18 protein-coding genes are annotated in these 16,714 nt (G+C 60.0%); 11 read left to right on the top strand and 7 right to left on the bottom strand.

Features of this window, described 5'->3' with window-relative positions:
- Together RGAI101_RS10725 and RGAI101_RS10720 are read left to right on the top strand one after the other, a co-directional pair.
- The coding region (locus tag RGAI101_RS10725) for a cytochrome P450 (protein ID WP_198133693.1) at nucleotides 1-1,026 on the top strand (1,026 nt) is incomplete at its 5' end.
- Nucleotides 1,027-1,123: 97 nt separating this feature from the next.
- Entirely contained in the window at nucleotides 1,124-1,618 is a 495-nt protein-coding gene (locus RGAI101_RS10720) for a hypothetical protein (protein ID WP_008227512.1), read from the top strand.
- 323 nt (nucleotides 1,619-1,941) lie between these two features.
- Here the strand turns inward: RGAI101_RS10720 and rpsO are convergent, their stop codons facing one another.
- The 6 genes from rpsO to rbfA all read right to left on the bottom strand — a co-directional run bounded on the left by rpsO (nucleotide 1,942) and on the right by rbfA (nucleotide 6,211).
- Nucleotides 1,942-2,211, bottom strand: coding sequence for a 30S ribosomal protein S15 (gene rpsO / locus RGAI101_RS10715; protein ID WP_008226168.1), 270 nt, complete (start codon nucleotides 2,209-2,211; stop codon nucleotides 1,942-1,944).
- Between the two features lie 193 nt (nucleotides 2,212-2,404).
- On the bottom strand, nucleotides 2,405-3,355 hold the full coding sequence (locus RGAI101_RS10710; protein ID WP_008226796.1) for a calcium-binding protein: 951 nt from the start codon (nucleotides 3,353-3,355) through the stop codon (nucleotides 2,405-2,407).
- A 108-nt stretch (nucleotides 3,356-3,463) separates the two neighbouring features.
- Nucleotides 3,464-3,973, bottom strand: a complete 510-nt coding sequence (locus tag RGAI101_RS10705; RefSeq protein ID WP_008226805.1) for a DUF1643 domain-containing protein — start codon at nucleotides 3,971-3,973, stop codon at nucleotides 3,464-3,466.
- Nucleotides 3,974-3,975: 2 nt separating this feature from the next.
- Nucleotides 3,976-4,887, bottom strand: a complete 912-nt coding sequence (gene truB, locus RGAI101_RS10700; RefSeq protein WP_037227987.1) for a tRNA pseudouridine(55) synthase TruB — start codon at nucleotides 4,885-4,887, stop codon at nucleotides 3,976-3,978.
- A 122-nt stretch (nucleotides 4,888-5,009) separates the two neighbouring features.
- The gene (locus tag RGAI101_RS10695; RefSeq protein ID WP_037227986.1) at nucleotides 5,010-5,750 is read right to left on the bottom strand and encodes a phosphodiester glycosidase family protein; all 741 of its coding nucleotides are present in this window, start codon (nucleotides 5,748-5,750) and stop codon (nucleotides 5,010-5,012) included.
- The gene (rbfA, locus tag RGAI101_RS10690; protein WP_050763201.1) at nucleotides 5,747-6,211 is read right to left on the bottom strand and encodes a 30S ribosome-binding factor RbfA; all 465 of its coding nucleotides are present in this window, start codon (nucleotides 6,209-6,211) and stop codon (nucleotides 5,747-5,749) included. Before rbfA ends, RGAI101_RS10695 begins: the two co-directional genes overlap by 4 nt.
- A gap of 79 nt (nucleotides 6,212-6,290) precedes the next feature.
- Here rbfA and dapB point away from each other — a divergent pair, with 79 nt between their 5' ends.
- Both dapB and RGAI101_RS10680 read left to right on the top strand, forming a co-directional pair.
- Nucleotides 6,291-7,106, top strand: coding sequence for a 4-hydroxy-tetrahydrodipicolinate reductase (dapB, locus tag RGAI101_RS10685; protein WP_037227984.1), 816 nt, complete (start codon nucleotides 6,291-6,293; stop codon nucleotides 7,104-7,106).
- A 116-nt stretch (nucleotides 7,107-7,222) separates the two neighbouring features.
- On the top strand, nucleotides 7,223-7,579 hold the full coding sequence (locus tag RGAI101_RS10680; protein ID WP_254655265.1) for a dihydrodipicolinate reductase: 357 nt from the start codon (nucleotides 7,223-7,225) through the stop codon (nucleotides 7,577-7,579).
- Between the two features lie 100 nt (nucleotides 7,580-7,679).
- Here RGAI101_RS10680 and RGAI101_RS22405 read toward each other — a convergent pair whose 3' ends face one another.
- Complete coding sequence (locus RGAI101_RS22405; protein WP_037229408.1) at nucleotides 7,680-7,850, bottom strand: DUF1674 domain-containing protein; 171 nt, start codon at nucleotides 7,848-7,850, stop codon at nucleotides 7,680-7,682.
- A gap of 197 nt (nucleotides 7,851-8,047) precedes the next feature.
- Here RGAI101_RS22405 and RGAI101_RS10670 point away from each other — a divergent pair, with 197 nt between their 5' ends.
- From RGAI101_RS10670 to RGAI101_RS10640, 7 genes are all read left to right on the top strand, one after another.
- The gene (locus tag RGAI101_RS10670; protein WP_008226770.1) at nucleotides 8,048-9,319 is read left to right on the top strand and encodes an RsmB/NOP family class I SAM-dependent RNA methyltransferase; all 1,272 of its coding nucleotides are present in this window, start codon (nucleotides 8,048-8,050) and stop codon (nucleotides 9,317-9,319) included.
- A 124-nt stretch (nucleotides 9,320-9,443) separates the two neighbouring features.
- Nucleotides 9,444-11,192, top strand: a complete 1,749-nt coding sequence (locus tag RGAI101_RS10665; RefSeq protein WP_008227578.1) for a heparinase II/III family protein — start codon at nucleotides 9,444-9,446, stop codon at nucleotides 11,190-11,192.
- 17 nt (nucleotides 11,193-11,209) lie between these two features.
- Nucleotides 11,210-12,796 (top strand): bifunctional phosphoribosylaminoimidazolecarboxamide formyltransferase/IMP cyclohydrolase, encoded by a 1,587-nt coding sequence (gene purH / locus RGAI101_RS10660; RefSeq protein ID WP_008226259.1) that lies wholly within the window; start codon nucleotides 11,210-11,212, stop codon nucleotides 12,794-12,796.
- A gap of 16 nt (nucleotides 12,797-12,812) precedes the next feature.
- Nucleotides 12,813-13,310 (top strand): signal peptidase II, encoded by a 498-nt coding sequence (gene lspA / locus RGAI101_RS10655; protein WP_008226046.1) that lies wholly within the window; start codon nucleotides 12,813-12,815, stop codon nucleotides 13,308-13,310.
- Nucleotides 13,311-13,361: 51 nt separating this feature from the next.
- Entirely contained in the window at nucleotides 13,362-13,865 is a 504-nt protein-coding gene (locus tag RGAI101_RS10650) for a DUF3035 domain-containing protein (protein ID WP_008225108.1), read from the top strand.
- A 91-nt stretch (nucleotides 13,866-13,956) separates the two neighbouring features.
- Nucleotides 13,957-15,300: a M16 family metallopeptidase gene (locus tag RGAI101_RS10645; RefSeq protein WP_008227325.1), complete on the top strand. Its 1,344-nt coding sequence runs from the start codon at nucleotides 13,957-13,959 to the stop codon at nucleotides 15,298-15,300.
- Nucleotides 15,297-16,613: a M16 family metallopeptidase gene (locus tag RGAI101_RS10640; protein ID WP_008225382.1), complete on the top strand. Its 1,317-nt coding sequence runs from the start codon at nucleotides 15,297-15,299 to the stop codon at nucleotides 16,611-16,613. The genes RGAI101_RS10645 and RGAI101_RS10640 overlap by 4 nt, the downstream gene beginning before the upstream one ends.
- Nucleotides 16,614-16,714 lie beyond the last annotated feature (101 nt).

Below are 16,714 nucleotides of genomic sequence, written 5' to 3'. Positions count from 1 at the left end.
TCGGATTGGGAGCGGTTCGTATCCTCACGCGGTGTGGGATTGGACGATTTCGCCCATGGTCAGTCGTGGCGGCCCAATTCGATCATTCTGGAGGTTGATCCGCCCGACCATACGGCCGTGCGCAAGGTGATGATCCGTGCGATGTCGCCCAAGGTTGCTGCGGGCTATAAACAGATGTTCTTTGACGAGGCCTCGCGTCTGATCAACGATCTGCTGACGCGCGATGGTTTCGACGCAGTGGGCGATTTCGCCGAAGTCTTTCCGACAAATGTGTTTCCCAAAGCGGTTGGCATGACGGACGTAAACAAGCGGCATCTGGTGGATTACGGAGCGATGGTCTTTAATTCGCTGGGGCCGGATAATGACATTCGCAAGGCGACGATGGTTAAGGCCGCCGAAATCATCCCCTGGATCAACGCGGCCTGTGCCCGCGAAAGGCTGACGGGGGACGGTATGGGGGGCATCCTGTATGCTGCCGCTGACGCAGGCGAGATTACCCACGACGAGGCTGGCCTGCTGGTGCGGTCTTTCCTGTCGGCCGGTGTCGACACGACGGTGTCCAGCATCGGCAATGCGCTGGTGTGCCTTGCGCAGCATCCAGGCGAGTTTGAAAAGCTGAAGGCGGACCCATCCCTTGCGCGCCCCTGTTTCGAGGAAGTTCTGCGCTATACATCGCCTGTGCACACATTTTGCCGGACGGCCAAGGCCGATACGCAGGTGTCCGGGATCACGATCGCTGAACACAGCAAAATTCTGTGCGTGCTGGGGGCCGCCAATATGGACCCTGACAAATGGGACGCCCCGCAAGAGTTCCGCATTGATCGCAAGCCGGCAGGGCATCTGGCCTTTGGCGTTGGCGTTCATGGTTGCGTCGGACAGAACGTCGCCCGCGCCGAGATGGAGGCGGTGCTGACGACGCTTGCCCAAAAAGTCGATCGGATCGAACTGCTGAAAGGTCCGGTCTGGCGGCCCAACAACGCAATGCGCGCGCTCGACCAGATGGAGATCAAGCTTCACGGGCGCTGAACCTGCTTGATGCCCAACTTGGTTGAGAGGGGGCGCAGTACCGTTGCTGAACGGGGGGGCACTGCCCAAGCTATCGGAAAAAATTGAAAGGAAGATCATGTTGTTAAAGCGCATTGCACAAAGTTTGGTGGTCGGGGCGATATGCGCCTCGCCGGTCGTCGCTCAGGAATTGGAAAAATGGGGGGCGTCCGACTATTGGGACGTGATGGTTGACCCGTCCTTGGGCGATGGCTGTTTGATCCAATCCGCCTTTACTGACGGGTCGGTCGTCCGCATCGGCTTTGACCGGACCGAGGGCATGGGATACGTCACGGCGTTTAATGACGCATGGGGCGATATCGAAGAGGGCGCGATGTATCCCGTGCTGTTCGATTTGGACGGACAGGAATACGAGGCAGAGGCCAAGGGGATGTACCTGAACGGCGTGCCCGGCACAGACATCATGTTTGACGAAGAAGATTTCCTGTTCGACATCGCCGCAAAGTACACAATGACGCTTTATACCGATGCGGGCGAGGTGATGGCGATTGACCTGACCGGAAGCTATCAGGCGCTTGAGGCTGCGATCGAATGTCAGGAAGAAATGGGTTAGGCTGTTGGTGTCTTGATCCTGAACACGCAAAAACCGCAGCTTTGATGGCTGGGGTTATTTTCGGGTGTGCCCCTCGCTCACCGGCTTTCTCCACTGGGAGCAGGGGGAACATCTGGCTTTGGTCTCGCGAGACACTCCGGAATTACTGAAAGATTTGGCCAAATCGTCACCACAAACCTGACCAAGGATAAGGCGGACAGGTGTGATTAACGAGCTTTTCAGACACCAAGAATGCCAATCCAGTAAGGCCAAGGTGGCGGGCACAAAAAAACCGCGCCCTTTTGTAAGGGCGCGGCTCTGTAAAATCAGACCGTTGGGGCTGCTTAGCGGCGCAGGCCCAGGCGTTTGATGAGATCCTGATAACGGGCTTCATCTTTGCCTTTGACATAATCCAAAAGCTTCCGGCGTGTCGCAACCATTTTCAAAAGACCACGGCGACCGTGGTTGTCTTTCTTGTGGGTTTTGAAGTGCTCGGTCAGCGTTGCAATGCGCGAGGACAGAATGGCAACCTGAACTTCGGGCGAACCTGTGTCGCCTTCTTTGGTTGCGAATTCTTTCATGACGCGTGCTTTTTCTTCCAGCGTAATCGACATCGGGGTCTCCTTTTCAAAAGGTTAAAGTGATGGCGCAGGCCGGGATGTCGTCCAGCACAGGCCCGTGGAGCATCGCCCCTTGATTTGAATCAGTGGGCGATGACGGCGTATAGGAAAGTTTGATCCGCTTGGCAAAGGTTTATTGTGCCGGGGCCCATTGGTCTGTTGTGACAAAGCACGGTGGGTGATCCCGTCAGCGCAAAGCTAGCCCGGCTGAGAGTGCAGAGCTGAACGGGACGAGCGAAATATCTGCGACGGTCAAATAATCGCTGCTTTTGACCGAGGCGACAATCACTCCGTCCATCGTAATGAAGTTTTCATTTGGATTATCCGGGTTCTGATCCAGACTGACGTGCGGTTCCGCAGCGCCGTCCTGGCTGTCGTCCCAGACCAGCAAAAGGCTGTCGTCTTCAGCTTCGAAGTCTTCAATCAAGACGTTATGGCCTTGTTTGATCCAATCCCCAAAGATGATCTGGTCGGCCCCGTCGCCCGCCGTGACGATATCACCGGCACCGGCAATTATCGTGTCATCGCCGCCGCCCCCGTTCAGGTAATCTGCTTCGTCGCTGTCGTCGAGCCCGCCGATGTCTGGGTTATCTTCGACGCCATTGATTACGTCGTCACCCCAGCCGCCAAACAGCGAATCTGCACCGCGACCACCGTTAAGGACGTCATTGTCGAGGCCGCCCATCAGCACATCGTCGCCGTCGTCACCATATAATTCATCGTCGCCTGCAGATCCGTTCAACGAATCGTCCCCCGCGCCGCCGCGCAAGATATCGTCATCATTATGGCCGGTCAGCGCGTCATTTTCGGCCCCGCCAAAAAGGCCATCGCCGCCATCGTCACCATGCAGGTCGTCCTGGCCGGCACCGCCGTTCAGCGTGTCATTGCCGTCGTTGCCGTAGGCGTAATCGTTGCCGTCGTTGCCATTTATCAGGTCATCGCCGCCATAGCCGTTGATCTGGTCATTGCCGGTGCCGCCCTCGATCACGTCCGCGTCTGCCGACCCCGAGATGATTTGCCCGTTTATCCGCCCCGTATCGTCCAGAGCGTTATCTTCATCTTCGTCATCTGCGGGCAGATCGACAAAGGCCACAGCCCCGACCGCCATCAACCCCATCAACCCGGCCAAGAATAACATTACTGAAATCCAATTCCATCAATCCGCGAAACGCGCAGCACGCCACCCAAAATGCCCATAATTGCGCATTCTGGTCAAAACCATACGCGCAACCAGGTTAATCAAGGGCTAAGGCGTCCAGATCTCGGGGTGCTGGGAATAGGAAATATAAAGCGGATGCTTCGGGTGACCGGCCTTTGAAAGCCCCAGATGGTAAACGGGGGTCGCCAGGCTGCGCAGTAGACGCGTGACGTCGGCACCGCGTCCCAGATGCGCGCCATGGGTTCCCCAGGCCGCGATCACACGATCTGCCCAGGCCACACCATCTCGTAAAATCCGGTCGTTTTCGGGCCCGACAGGGTCGGCGGCCTGGCGCATCAGCTTCGGGTCGGTTTCCCGGAAGGCAAAGATATTCGCCACCTGAAATGCGCCAAACCCCAACGCGCGGGCCCTTCTTTCGCAGCGTTCAACCGTGGGGTCGTTATCCACCTCTGTCGCTTTCGACGGGTTAAGCATCACGAAAAGGACCCGGCTGCCTGCCGGATCCCATACCCGCGTGAGGCTGTAGCGATATGTCTCGCAGTCGGAATAAACGGCGGTCGACGGGGCATCGCCCTTGATATGGCTGCGGGTGATCAAAACTATTGCAGCTGGTTGAACACCCGCGACGGGTGCAGTTCGCCTGCCTTGTAGCGGCCGACCGCAACAGCACGCCCCTCGAAAGACGCCCACGCCTCGTCGCCATAGTTGACACTCGACGCAATCACCATTCCGGGGTTGCCGTTGCGCAGCCGTGCGGCCCCTTCGGCGGTGGCCTTCACTTCCGGCAAATCCTGCAAGCCGTGTTCAAGCGGCAGCAGGTGGGTGTCAAGCGCATCGGTGCGCGCCATCTCTTCGATCTGTTCCATCGTCAAGCCGTCTTTGGCATCGAACGGGCCGGACCAGACGCGGCGCAGGTCGCGGACATGCCCAAGGCAGCCCAAGGCCTGCCCCAGATCCCGCGCAATCGACCGGACATAGCCACCTTTGCCACAAACCATCTCAAGGGTGACGTGATCGGCGTCGGGCCGGTCAATCAAAAGCAAGCTTTCCACCCAAAGGGGGCGCGCGGCCAGCTCCATCGCCTCGCCCTCGCGAGCCAGTTTATAGGCCCGCTGGCCGTCAATCTTGACGGCCGAAAACTGGGGCGGGACCTGCTGTATGTCGCCGATGAAACCAGCCAGGGCCGCCTTGATCGCCGCATCGTCGGGGCGCAGATCGGATGTCTCCAACACCTCGCCATCGGCGTCATCGGTGTTCGTGGAAACTCCCAGCCGGACGGTAAACTCGTAAGCCTTCAGTGCGTCAGTAATATAGGGTACTGTCTTTGTCGCCTCACCAAGGGCAATGGCAAGCACGCCGGTGGCATCCGGATCAAGCGTGCCGGCATGGCCCGCCTTGTTTGCATTCAGCGCCCACCGCACTTTGTTGACCACAGTGGTCGATGTCGGCCCGGCAGGCTTGTCCACCACCAACCAACCTGAAATATCGCGTCCCTTGCGTCTGCGTGCCATGTGTATGCCTTTGCCTGATTTCAACCGCGTGTATCAAAGCCTGCCCTGAATTGCCCAGACCTTCATTTTCCAAATGGAAAAAAATCCTCGCCGAAGGCATGAAAATTCTTTTGCGCTAACACTTATTTACTGGTCACAACGCCGATGATCGGCCCAAGCGGGCTGAACCCCAGATCATTGCGCCCCAATTCCGGGGCCCGCAACCGCGAGATATTTCCATCGAAGTAAAGCGCGTTGGGCAGCTTTAACCTATCGCGGAAATACACCGCGAAATCGTAGAAATTGATCACGCCCTTGGAAATGGCGAACACCGCGCGCTTGCCGTCTGCAGTAGTCCCCACGCCATTGCGCACATAGCGCGACGTTCCATTTTTCAGGAACCGCGGATGCAGCTTGCCGTCAATCACCAGCATCGGGCCGGACTGCGTCGCACTGGTGCAGTCGAGGGAGGCTTTCAGAAACTTTTTTGTTTCAACCACATCGGCGCGCCCGTTGCGCAGACACAGCACGCCGTTGGGCAATAGACCGAAATTACCGGGCCCCGCTGCGCTGATCACACGCTGCAGCTCCTTCCCGTTCTCAAGGTAGTATCCGACGGGCGCGCGGTCTTCGTGGTACATGCCCGCGTTCATCGCAAAGCCCAGCTTTTTACCCTGCGCGCCAAGTGCGGTGTTAAGCGTATTGAAATACCCGTAAGGGCTCCCGTCAGGCGCGTATAGAAACAGGCCAAGCGTATCGGCGTTCAGGTCAACCTCGCAGGTCGAAAAGCTGTTGCCCTGATACGCTTCGTCGCGGCATACCTCGGCGGTGGCAAGGCCTGCCACCCAGCCGATCAACAAAGCCAGGGCCAAGACGTGTTTCACTGGGCCGCCGGGTCCCTGTCCGAGGCTTCGGTGTCATACAGATCGCCGTCTGCGACATCCGTGTCCGGGGCTTCGGCATCGCGTCGCACGACGTCCTGGGCCAGCATGCGACGGGTCTCGTCCATACGGTCAAACGTCTCATCCAGTTGAAACCGCAAATCAGGTGCGAACTTCAGGACCAGCTTCTTTGACAGCTGCCGCCGCAATTCGCCTTTGTTGCGGGCCAGCAGTTTCAGCACTTCGTCGCGACCTTCGCCGCCCAGAGGCAAAACAAATGCCGTCGCAATCTTGAGATCGGGGGATGCCCGCACCTCGCCGACGGTGATCGACATGCGGTTAAGTTCCGGATCGTGGACATCGCCACGCGCCAGAACCTCTGACAGCGCCCGCCGAATGGTTTCACCCACCCGAAGCTGTCTTTGTGTGGGGCCCGAGCCCTCGTGTGTCTTGTTCTTTGCCATGAGCTTCATCTAAGGGGTTCCAGAGGTTTTGCCAAGCAGGTCGCCACACGCTAAACCTAGCAAGAAAAAGGAGCACAGCATGAGCGATACACCGGGCGTAGCAATTACAGGGGCCTCGGGCCGTATGGGCCAGATGTTGATTGGGCAGGTTTCTGCCAATGACCGTGTGCGGCTGGTGGGCGCGATTGAACGTCCTGGTCATGCTTGGGTCGGTCAGGACGTGGGCGTCGCGATGGGCGGTGCGGCGTTGGGCGTGATCGTGACCGATGATCCACTCGAGGCGATTGCCCCGGCCCAGGCCGTGATCGACTTTACCGCACCCGAAGCAACGCTGGAATTTGCGGCCCTTTGCGCGCAGGCCCGCGCCGTGCATGTCATCGGAACGACCGGCATGACAGAAGAACAGATCGCAGCGCTCGAACCTGCCGCCCGCCATGCGGTGATCGTGCGTGCCGGCAACATGAGCCTTGGCGTCAATCTTCTCACACAGCTGACAAAGCGCGTCGCCGCTGCGCTGGACGATGACTTTGACATTGAAATCATTGAGGCGCACCACAACCAGAAGGTTGATGCGCCTTCTGGCACCGCGTTGATGTTGGGCGAGGCCGCAGCCGAAGGGCGTGGTGTCAAGTTGGCTGACGTGTCTGATCGCGGGCGGGACGGGATCACAGGGGCGCGGAAACGGGGCGATATCGGCTTTGCCGCGATTCGCGGTGGCGACATCGTCGGAGAGCATGACGTGCTTTTTGCAGCCGCTGGCGAACGGATCATCCTGCGGCACCTCGCCACGGACCGCGCCGTTTTCGCACGCGGGGCGATCAAGGCAGCGCTATGGGGGCAGGGGAAAGCGCCGGGGGCCTACGACATGCTGGATGTGCTGGGATTGAACGACTGAGGGTGACTGACGTTTGACGCGCAAGCTTGTTTTGCTTGGGGCTTTTCTAATGTCACGCTGAAACTATCTTAACCGTTGCTCCGTAACTTTAGAGGAAGCGAGCAAGGGGTTTTATGATGATGAAAGTGACAATGGCGACATGCGCGGCGTTTCTTGCGCTGTCCACAGCAGCTTATGCGGATTTCCAGCCGGTAAAAAGTCAGGCCGACTTTGTGTCGGTCGTCACCGGAAAGAAACTGACACGGCCTTTGGTCGAGCTTCGGGTATCGGCAAATGGTGCCATATCGGGCACCGGGGCCGTATGGGACGTGTCTGGGTCATGGACCTGGAAAGACGGATTTTTCTGTCGCACGCTTGAATGGGGCGGCGACGATCTTGGCTACAATTGTCAAGAAGTTGAAATAAATGGCGGGAAGATCAGATTTACATCCGACAAGGGCACCGGCGATTCTGCAGACTTCACCTTGCGCTGACATTCGTCGTTCGAAGGTGCCACGTTTTTTTCAAAAGGTCGGATTAGTATTTTCGGAAAGGTCTGGGGATGCCGCAAATGTTGCTCTCAGGATCCCTTCATCAGAAGTCGACCGCGATTCCTTTCTTCTCCCAATCTCCGTAACGCACGGGCTCCGGCCCGTCTCTACCTCCCAATTCGGGAGGTAGCTCCAACTCTTGCGCCTTTTTGCGGCGCTCTGCAGCCTCTGCCAATGCGCGCAGGGCCGCAGGTGGCAACGCCTGTTCAATCAGCGGATTCGGACCCGGTACAGACTGGGGCGGCAAATCAGGGCCCGGCTCGGGGATCGGGGCTGGATCATGGGGGGGGGCTGGCATCGGGCGTTTACCGGCTTCGGTCATTGTGTCATCCTCTTGAGGCTACGTCTCCCTTGATATACGCCGCTCCCAAGTCCAGACAACCCAAGCCTCATAGTTAGAAAGCTTTTCGCATGTCAGATACCGGCGTTCAGGCCCGCAGAAGCGCGGTTTACCTATTGGATATGATTTTGGGCGAAGAGCGTCTGATGTCGGAACTTCTGGCAGCAGGGGTCCTGGACAAGTTGCCCCCCGACGACCGCGCGCGCGCGCAACGTCTTGCGCTGGATACATTGCGCGGGATGGAACGGGCAGACCGTCTGCTGCAAAAACACCTGTCGAAATACCCGCCGTTGACGGTCCGCAACGCCCTGCGCGTCGGCACGGTCGAATTGTGCCAAGGCGGTGCTGCCCACGGTGTCGTGAATGCGATGGTCGAACTTGTCGCGACGCACAAGAAGCTGGGGCACCTCAAAGGGTTGACCAACGCCGTTCTGCGCAAGATTGCCGCCGAAGGGCCCGAGGCCTGGGCGGCCTTGCGGTCCCCCCGTTTGCCGAAATGGTTGCGCGGTCCGCTTGTTGAGGCTTGGGGTGCCGAGGCGATCACCGGTATCGAAGCTGCACATTTTGCCGGCGCGCCGCTTGATCTGACGGCCAAGGGCGATCCTGCCGTATTGGCGGAAGCCGTGGGCGGGTCTGTCCTGCCCACCGGGTCGGTCCGGGTCATGGATGCCGGTCAGGTCACAGCGATGCCGGGCTTTGCCGAGGGTGATTGGTGGGTGCAGGACGCAGCCGCGGCCCTGCCGGTGAAGATTTTGGCCCCGCAAAAGGGCGAAGCAGTGCTGGACCTTTGCGCAGCACCGGGCGGCAAGACCATGCAACTGGCGGCGGCAGGCGCACAGGTCACGGCCGTAGACAGTTCAAAGCCACGGATGCAACGGGTCAAGGAGAACCTTGCCCGCGTGCATCTTCCCGCGAAAACCGTCGTCATGGATGCACGCGCGTTCGAGGGGAAGTTCAGCGCCATCTTGCTGGATGCACCCTGTTCGGCCACGGGTACGATCCGCCGCCACCCCGATTTGCCCCATGCCAAAGACGGGTCCGAATTCGGCGAGTTGATCGAGCTGCAAGCCGAGTTGATCGACCATGCGTGGTCGCTGCTGAACCCTGGTGGGCGTTTGGTTTTCTGTACCTGTTCGCTGCTGCCCGACGAAGGCGAAGTGCAGGTGGACGAAGCCCTCGAGCGTCATTCGGACATGAGCGTCGATCAAAGCGCCCTGAGCGTTCCCGGCATTGATCCTTCTTGGATATCCTCTGAAGGAGGGCTGCGGCTGCGTCCTGATTACTGGGCAGATCTAGGCGGGATGGACGGTTTTTACATCGCTTGCTTGCGCAAGGCGGACTAGGCTGCCGCGCCTGAGCGCTGATGATCGTCAGCGTCCTGACCCCTTTGATGCCAAAATGCGGTGACTCAGCGCACAACCAGCGCTATGCTCTGGCAAACGCCACCAGAGCGTACAGAGGCACCGAATGTTCAGCTCCCGATTTCAGGCGCGTAAATCGCGCTTCCTTAACCATTGGCATGCCCGCGCCGCGACACGGACGCGGACGCAGGCGCGTGGTTTCGTCTCTGCGCCCGAACCCCGCACGATCGGGTCTTTTGCCCGTGGTCGTCAGCTGATTGCGGGCAACCTTTTATTTTCCGGTAACCTGATCGAAGCGCCTGATGCCGAAACCCTGTGGGAGGTCGCGATCCCTGAGCTGGATTTCGCCAGAGAATTGCATGGCTTTGCCTGGATGGATGATCTGGCAGCAGTCGGCGACATCCGCGCGCGCGCAACCGCCCAGCGGTGGCTTTGGGGCTGGATTGACCGGTTCGGCAAGGGGCGTGGCATCGGCTGGACCCCCGATCTGACAGGGCGCCGGCTGATCCGGTGGATCAACCATGCGCTTTTTCTGTTGCGCGGCACGGATCACGAAAAAAGTGACGCATTCTATCGGTCCCTGGTCGAACAGACCAACTTCCTTTCGCGGCGCTGGCATGGGGCGGCCCCCGGACTGCCCCGGTTCGAGGCGCTGACGGGGCTGATCTATGCTGGCCTCTCGATCGAGGGACAAGAAGCGCTTGCCGACCCTGCGATAAAGGCACTGGCGCGCGAATGTGATGCGCAGATCGACGAACAAGGGGGGCTGCCCACGCGCAACCCGGAAGAGCTTTTGCAGGTCTTTACCCTTCTGACATGGGCCGCTGCAGCGCTTAGCGATGCAGGTCGGGGAACGCCCAAGGCGCATATGGCGGCGATTGAACGTATCGCCCCCACATTGCGCACCCTGCGCCATTCGGACGGCGGGCTGGCGCGCTTTCACGGGGGCGGGCGCGGCCCCGAGGGCTGGCTGGATCACGCGCTGTCCACGGCCAAGATCAAAACCACCCAGCCCGACGGGTTGTCGATGGGCTATGCACGTCTGGCCGCAGGGCGCACCAGCGTCATTATCGACGCCAGCCCGCCGCCCGGTGGGGCCGCGTCGGTGAATGCGCATGCCTCGACCCTTGCGTTTGAATTGACGTCGGGCAGGCGGCCTTTGGTGGTCAACTGCGGGTCGGGCGCGTCGTTTGGCGCAGAATGGCGGCGTGCCGGGCGTGCGACGCCGTCCCATTCGGGCCTGTCTCTGGCCGGGTTTTCCAGCGCAAGGCTGTCGGCACCGGACCGCTATACCGGGCAGGAGGCATTGATTGCCTGTCCGACCAAGGTTCCGGTCGAAATCGGCGCGCTGGGCGACGGGACGTGCTTTCAGGGGGGGCACGACGGCTATGTCGCGGGCTTTGGCCTGACCCATGCGCGCACGCTGGAGCTGACCTATGACGGGCGGGCCCTGGCGGGTGAAGACATGTTGCTGGCGATCGAGGAGGCCGACAAGCGTCAATTCGACCGCCAGATGGACGCGGTACAGCTCAAGGGGATTCCCTTCGAGATTCGTTTTCACCTGCATCCGGACGTGGACGCTACGCTTGATCTGGGCGGGGCTGCAATTTCGATGGCGCTCAAAAGCGGCGAGATTTGGGTGTTTCGCCACGACGGGAACCAGAAACTGTCATTGGAACCAAGCGTTTATCTTGAACGGAACCGTCTGAAGCCCCGCGCTTCGCTGCAGATTTTGCTGACCGGACGTGCCATGACACATGCCACGCGGGTCAGGTGGTCCTTGTCGAAAGCGCAGGAAACTGCGATTGGCGTGCGTGATCTGTCGCTCGACGATCCTTATGATGACCAAGACTGACCCAAGGAACCCACCTCATGCCCGATCTTCACCCCGTCTCCCGCGCGCTTCTTTCCGTTTCAGACAAGACCGGTCTGGTCGAACTGGGGCAGGCGCTGGCGTCCCATGGGGTTGAGTTGCTTAGCACCGGCGGCACGGCCAAAGCGTTGCGCGATGCGGGTCTGGACGTGAAAGATGTCGCCGAGGTCACTGGTTTTCCCGAAATGATGGATGGTCGGGTCAAGACGCTGCATCCTGTGGTGCACGGCGGACTGTTGGCCCTGCGCGACAATGATGCGCATGTCGCCGCGATGGAGCAACACGGGATCGGCGCAATCGATCTGGTGGTGGTGAACCTTTATCCGTTCGAAGAAACCGTGGCCAAAGGTGCCGCGTATGACGAAGTGATCGAGAATATCGATATCGGTGGCCCTGCGATGATCCGCTCGGCCGCGAAAAACCATGGTTTTGTGAACGTGATCGTAGATGTCGAGGATTACGCCACCGTGATCGCAGAGCTGCAGGAAAACGACGGTCAGACGTCCTATGCCCTGCGCCAGCGCCTGGCCCAGACGGCCTATGCCCGCACGGCGGCCTATGACACCGCCGTAAGCACATGGATGGCGGCCCAGGTTGGTGGCACGCCGCGCCGTCGCACCGTGGGCGGTACCCTGGCGCAAACCCTGCGTTATGGCGAAAACCCGCATCAGTCGGCGGCCTTTTACACCGACGGATCAAACCGCCCCGGCGTCGCCACCGCGTCCCAGCATCAGGGCAAGGAACTGTCCTACAACAACATCAACGACACGGATGCGGCCTATGAACTGGTCAGCGAATTTGACCCCGCCCAAGGCCCCGCCTGCGCGATCATCAAGCACGCGAACCCTTGCGGTGTCGCGCGCGGCACGTCGATGGTCGACGCCTATACACGTGCGTTCGACTGTGACCGCACAAGTGCGTTTGGCGGGATTATCGCACTGAACCAAGAGCTTGACGCGGAAACTGCCGATGCGATCAGCGCGATCTTTACCGAAGTGGTGATTGCCCCCGGTGCCACCGCCGAGGCGATGGAGATTTTCGGCAAGAAGAAGAACCTGCGCTTGCTGACAACCAATGTTCTGGCCGATCCCACTGCGGCAGCGCTGGCGTTCCGTCAGGTGTCGGGCGGCTATCTGGTGCAGGACAAGGACGTGGGCCGGATCACGCTGGACGACCTCAAGGTCGTGACCAAGCGCCAGCCGACAGATCAGGAACTGTCGGATATGATGTTCGCCTGGACCGTCGCCAAGCACGTGAAATCCAACGCGATCATCTACGTCAAGGACGGGGCCACCGTCGGCGTCGGTGCCGGTCAGATGAGCCGCGTTGACAGCACACGCATCGCGGCGCGCAAGGCGCAGGACATGGCCGAAGCGATGGGCTTGCCCGCGCCGCTGACCCAAGGGTCGGTCGTTGCCTCCGACGCGTTTTTCCCCTTTGCCGATGGTCTGATCACGGCAGCCGAAGCAGGGGCAACCGCGCTGATCCAGCCCGGCGGATCAATGCGCGATGACGAGGTGATCGCCGCTGCGGATGAGGCCGGCCTTGCCATGGTCTTTACCGGCATGCGCCACTTCAGACATTAAGGGTTGAGCAAGCATCATGCGCATCATGTTCTGGGCTGGTTTCGTGGCCTTCATCACCGATCAGCTCAGCAAATACCTCGTGATCCACACGATGGAGCTGAGCCGCGTCATGTCCATTGATGTGCTGCCCCCGCTGTTGAACTTTCGCTATGGTGAAAACCGGGGCATCAACTTTGGGCTGTTCGGCGATGGCACGGACGCCAGCCGCTGGATCCTGATCGCGGTCGCCTGCGTGATTTGCGTCGGGGTCGTGGTTTGGGCGCATCGTCATGCGCTTGGGGTCTGGGCGAAAATCAGCGCGGGCCTGCTGGTCGGCGGTGCGCTTGCCAATGTCGTAGACCGGCTGGTCTACGGCTATGTCCTTGATTTTCTGAACATGTCCTGCTGCGGGATCAACAACCCCTTCGTGTTCAACATCGCCGACATCTATATCTTTGCCGGTGCCATCGGCCTGATCTTTTTCACATCCACGCCGAAATCCGCCCCGAAAACGTCGCGCAAAAAAGGCCAGTGACATTTCCTGCCTGCCTGCGATAGTTATGCTGTGACTTATAGGAGATCTGTCATGCGCCTTGTCGCCGCTCTTGTCCTGATACCACTTCTGCTTGGTGCTTGCGCCAACCAGGGGCTGCGTGACATCCGTGGCACCTCGAGAGGGCCTGATGAATTTCTGGTGCAGCCGGTCAAGCCGCTTGTGCTGCCGACCAGCTACAGCGCGCTGCCGCCGCCAACGCCGGGGCAATCCAACCTTACCGACCGGGACGCGCTGGCCGAAGGGATCGTGGCCTTTGGGGGCACACCGCAATCTGCAGGCGGACCGATCCCGGCAAGCGATGGTGCGTTGGTCCAGCAGGCCAGCCGTTTTGGCGTGACCCAAGGCATTCGCCAGCAGTTGGCCGAAACCGATGCGGCGTTCCGCAAACGCAAGGCGCGCTTTACCCAGATCAAGATCGTGCCGACCGACCGCTACAACCAGGCCTATCGCGGTCAGGCGCTGAACGCCGCGTCCGAAGCGGCGCGCTGGCGGCGTGCGGGGGCACGGACCCCGTCCGCACCCCCCGCGAATTAAGCGCACTTAGATTACAATTCTGTTAGGTCCCTTGATCGCTGCGTAGGGCGGCGTAAGTAGGTGTCACAGGACCCTGTTCAAAGGACCGATCATGATCAGACTTCCGGCCCTCGCGGCCTTCTTTTCGCTTGTGATGCCCGCAACCTGGGCGCTGGCCGCCGATAACGAGGCGGTCACGCATTTCACCCTTGAGAACGGGATGGAGGTCGTGGTTGTCGAAGACCACCGTGCGCCCTCTGTCCAGCAAATGGTCTGGTACCGCGCCGGTTCCGCCGATGAACCCAAAGGGTCGTCCGGTGTCGCGCATTTCCTTGAGCATCTGCTGTTCAAAGCCACCGACAAGATGGAATCAGGTGAATTTTCCGCGACGGTCGCCAAGAATGGGGGCCGCGACAATGCCTTTACCAGTTACGACTACACCGCCTATTTCCAGCGCGTCGCCGCAGACCGTCTTGAGCTGATGATGCAGATGGAATCGGACAGGATGAAGAACATCCGCCTGACGCCGGAAAACATTGCGACCGAACGCGACGTGATCATCGAAGAACGCAATCAGCGCACTGAAAATGATCCATCCGCCCTATTCCGCGAACAGATGAGCGCGGCGCAGTACCTGAACCACCGCTACGGCACGCCGGTAATCGGCTGGATGCACGAGATGCGCGAACTTGACCTGCAAGATGCGCTGGATTTCTACAGCCTGTATTATTCGCCCAACAATGCGATTCTGGTGGTGTCCGGCGATGTTGAGCCCGACGATGTTCGTGTCTTGGCCGAACAGTATTACGGCGTGATCCCTGCCAACCCCGATTTGCCCGAACGCCTGCGCACCCAGGAACCACCCCAAACCGCAGAACGGCGCATGACCTTCCGCGACCCTCGCGTGGCCCAGGAATACGTCAGCCGGTCCTATCTGGCGCAGGAACGTGATCCGGGTGACCAGAAGACGGCTGCGGCCCTGACCCTGCTGGCCGAAATTCTGGGCGGAGGCACGACGTCGTACTTTGCAGAAAAACTTCAGTTCGACGCCCCTGTGGCGACCTATGCGGCGGCGTTCTATAGCGGGCTGTCGCTGGATGACACGACGTTCAACGTTGTCGTGGTGCCGCAGCCCGACGTGACCTTGCAAGAGGCCGAAGACGCGATGGACGCGGCGATGGCCAGCTTCATGAAAGACGGCGTCGATCCAGAACAGCTTGAGCGGATCAAGAACCAGATCCGCGCCGAACAAATCTATTCGCGCGACAGTGCGGACAGTGTCGCCAACCGCTATGGCAGCGCCTTGGCGATCGGATTGACCGTGCAGGATGTGCAGGAATGGCCCGATGTGCTTGAGGCCGTAACGGCAGAGGACATCATGCAAGCGGCCCGCGACGTGTTTAACCGTGAGGCATCCGTCACAGGCTGGCTGATGCGCGAAGAGGTGACCCAATGAGACTGTTTTACGCGTTCGTCCTGACCCTGCTGGCCGCATTGCCTGCCCGCGCAGAGGTGAATATTCAACAAGTCACCTCGCCCGGGGGGCTGACCGCATGGCTGGTCGAGGAACATTCGATCCCTTTCGTCGCCCTTGACGTCCGGTTTCGGGGGGGCGCATCCCTTGATGCTCCGGGCAAGCGGGGGGCGATCAACCTGATGACCGGCCTGCTGGAAGAAGGGGCAGGCGACATGGACGCACGCGCCTTTGCCCGCGCCGCCGAGGGCCTGGCGTCAAGCTTCCGGTTCAACGTGGGCGACGATTCACTGTCGGTGTCCACACGGTTTCTGGTTGAAAATCAGGACGCGTCCGTGGCGCTGCTGAAGCAGGCGTTGCAGAACCCGAGGTTTGACCAGGAAGCCATTGAACGGGTGCGCGGCCAAGTGCTGTCGGGCATCCGGTCCAGCGCGAAAGACCCCAATGACATTGCGCGCAAGACGATGGATGGATTGCTGTACGGCGACCACCCCTATGCCACCTCTCTGAGCGGGACCGAAGAAAGCGTTACGGCCCTGACCCGCGACGATCTGGTCGCGGCCCACGCGGAGGTGATGGCACGGGACCGGATTTACATCGGTGCGGTGGGCGATATCACGCCAGAGGAGCTTGGCCTGCTGCTGGATGAATTGCTGGGCGATCTGCCTGAAACCGGTGCCCCCATGCCGCCGCGTGCCGATGTGAAGGTGCCGTCCGGAACCACCGTGGTTGATTTCCCGACGCCGCAATCTGTTGCCCTGTTCGCGCAGAAAGGCATAGCGCAGAAAGACGATGATTTCTTTGCCGCGACGGTGCTGAACCAGGTGCTTGGCGGGGGATCGTTCGAAAGCCGTCTGATGAAGGAAGTCCGCGAGAAGCGGGGCCTGACGTATGGGGTTTATTCCTATCTTGCACCGATGGATCTGGCGGAAACCTATCAAGGGTCTGTCAGTTCAGCCAATGACCGCATCGGCGAGGCGATCGGTGTGATCCAGGATGAATGGGCCAAGATGGGGCGCGAGGGCGTGACCCAGCAAGAGCTGGACGATGCCAAGACCTACATCACCGGATCCTATCCGTTGCGGTTTGACGGAAACCAGACGATCGCTGGCATTCTGGTGGGCATGCAGATGCTGGATTTGCCGATTGATTATATCGCGACACGCAATGACAAGGTCGAGGCTGTCACCCTTGAAGACGTCAAGCGCGTTGCCGGGGAATTGCTTGATCCTGAAGGCTTGGCATTTGTCGTGGTTGGTCAGCCTGAGGGTGTCGTAACCACGGCATCCGATTGAGCCAGCTGTCAGAGTGAGGCGCTAAAGCGCCACACGATGTTTTGCCGGACCCTGCGGGGTCCGGCGTGCCTTCGGCGAGGATATTTGGGAGCCAGAGAAGT

Source organism: Roseobacter sp. GAI101 (genome assembly GCF_000156335.1).
Classification (GTDB): domain Bacteria; phylum Pseudomonadota; class Alphaproteobacteria; order Rhodobacterales; family Rhodobacteraceae; genus Sulfitobacter.
The sequence above is the reverse complement of the archived record's forward strand: the minus strand, read 5'-3'. Positions and strand labels throughout refer to the sequence as shown.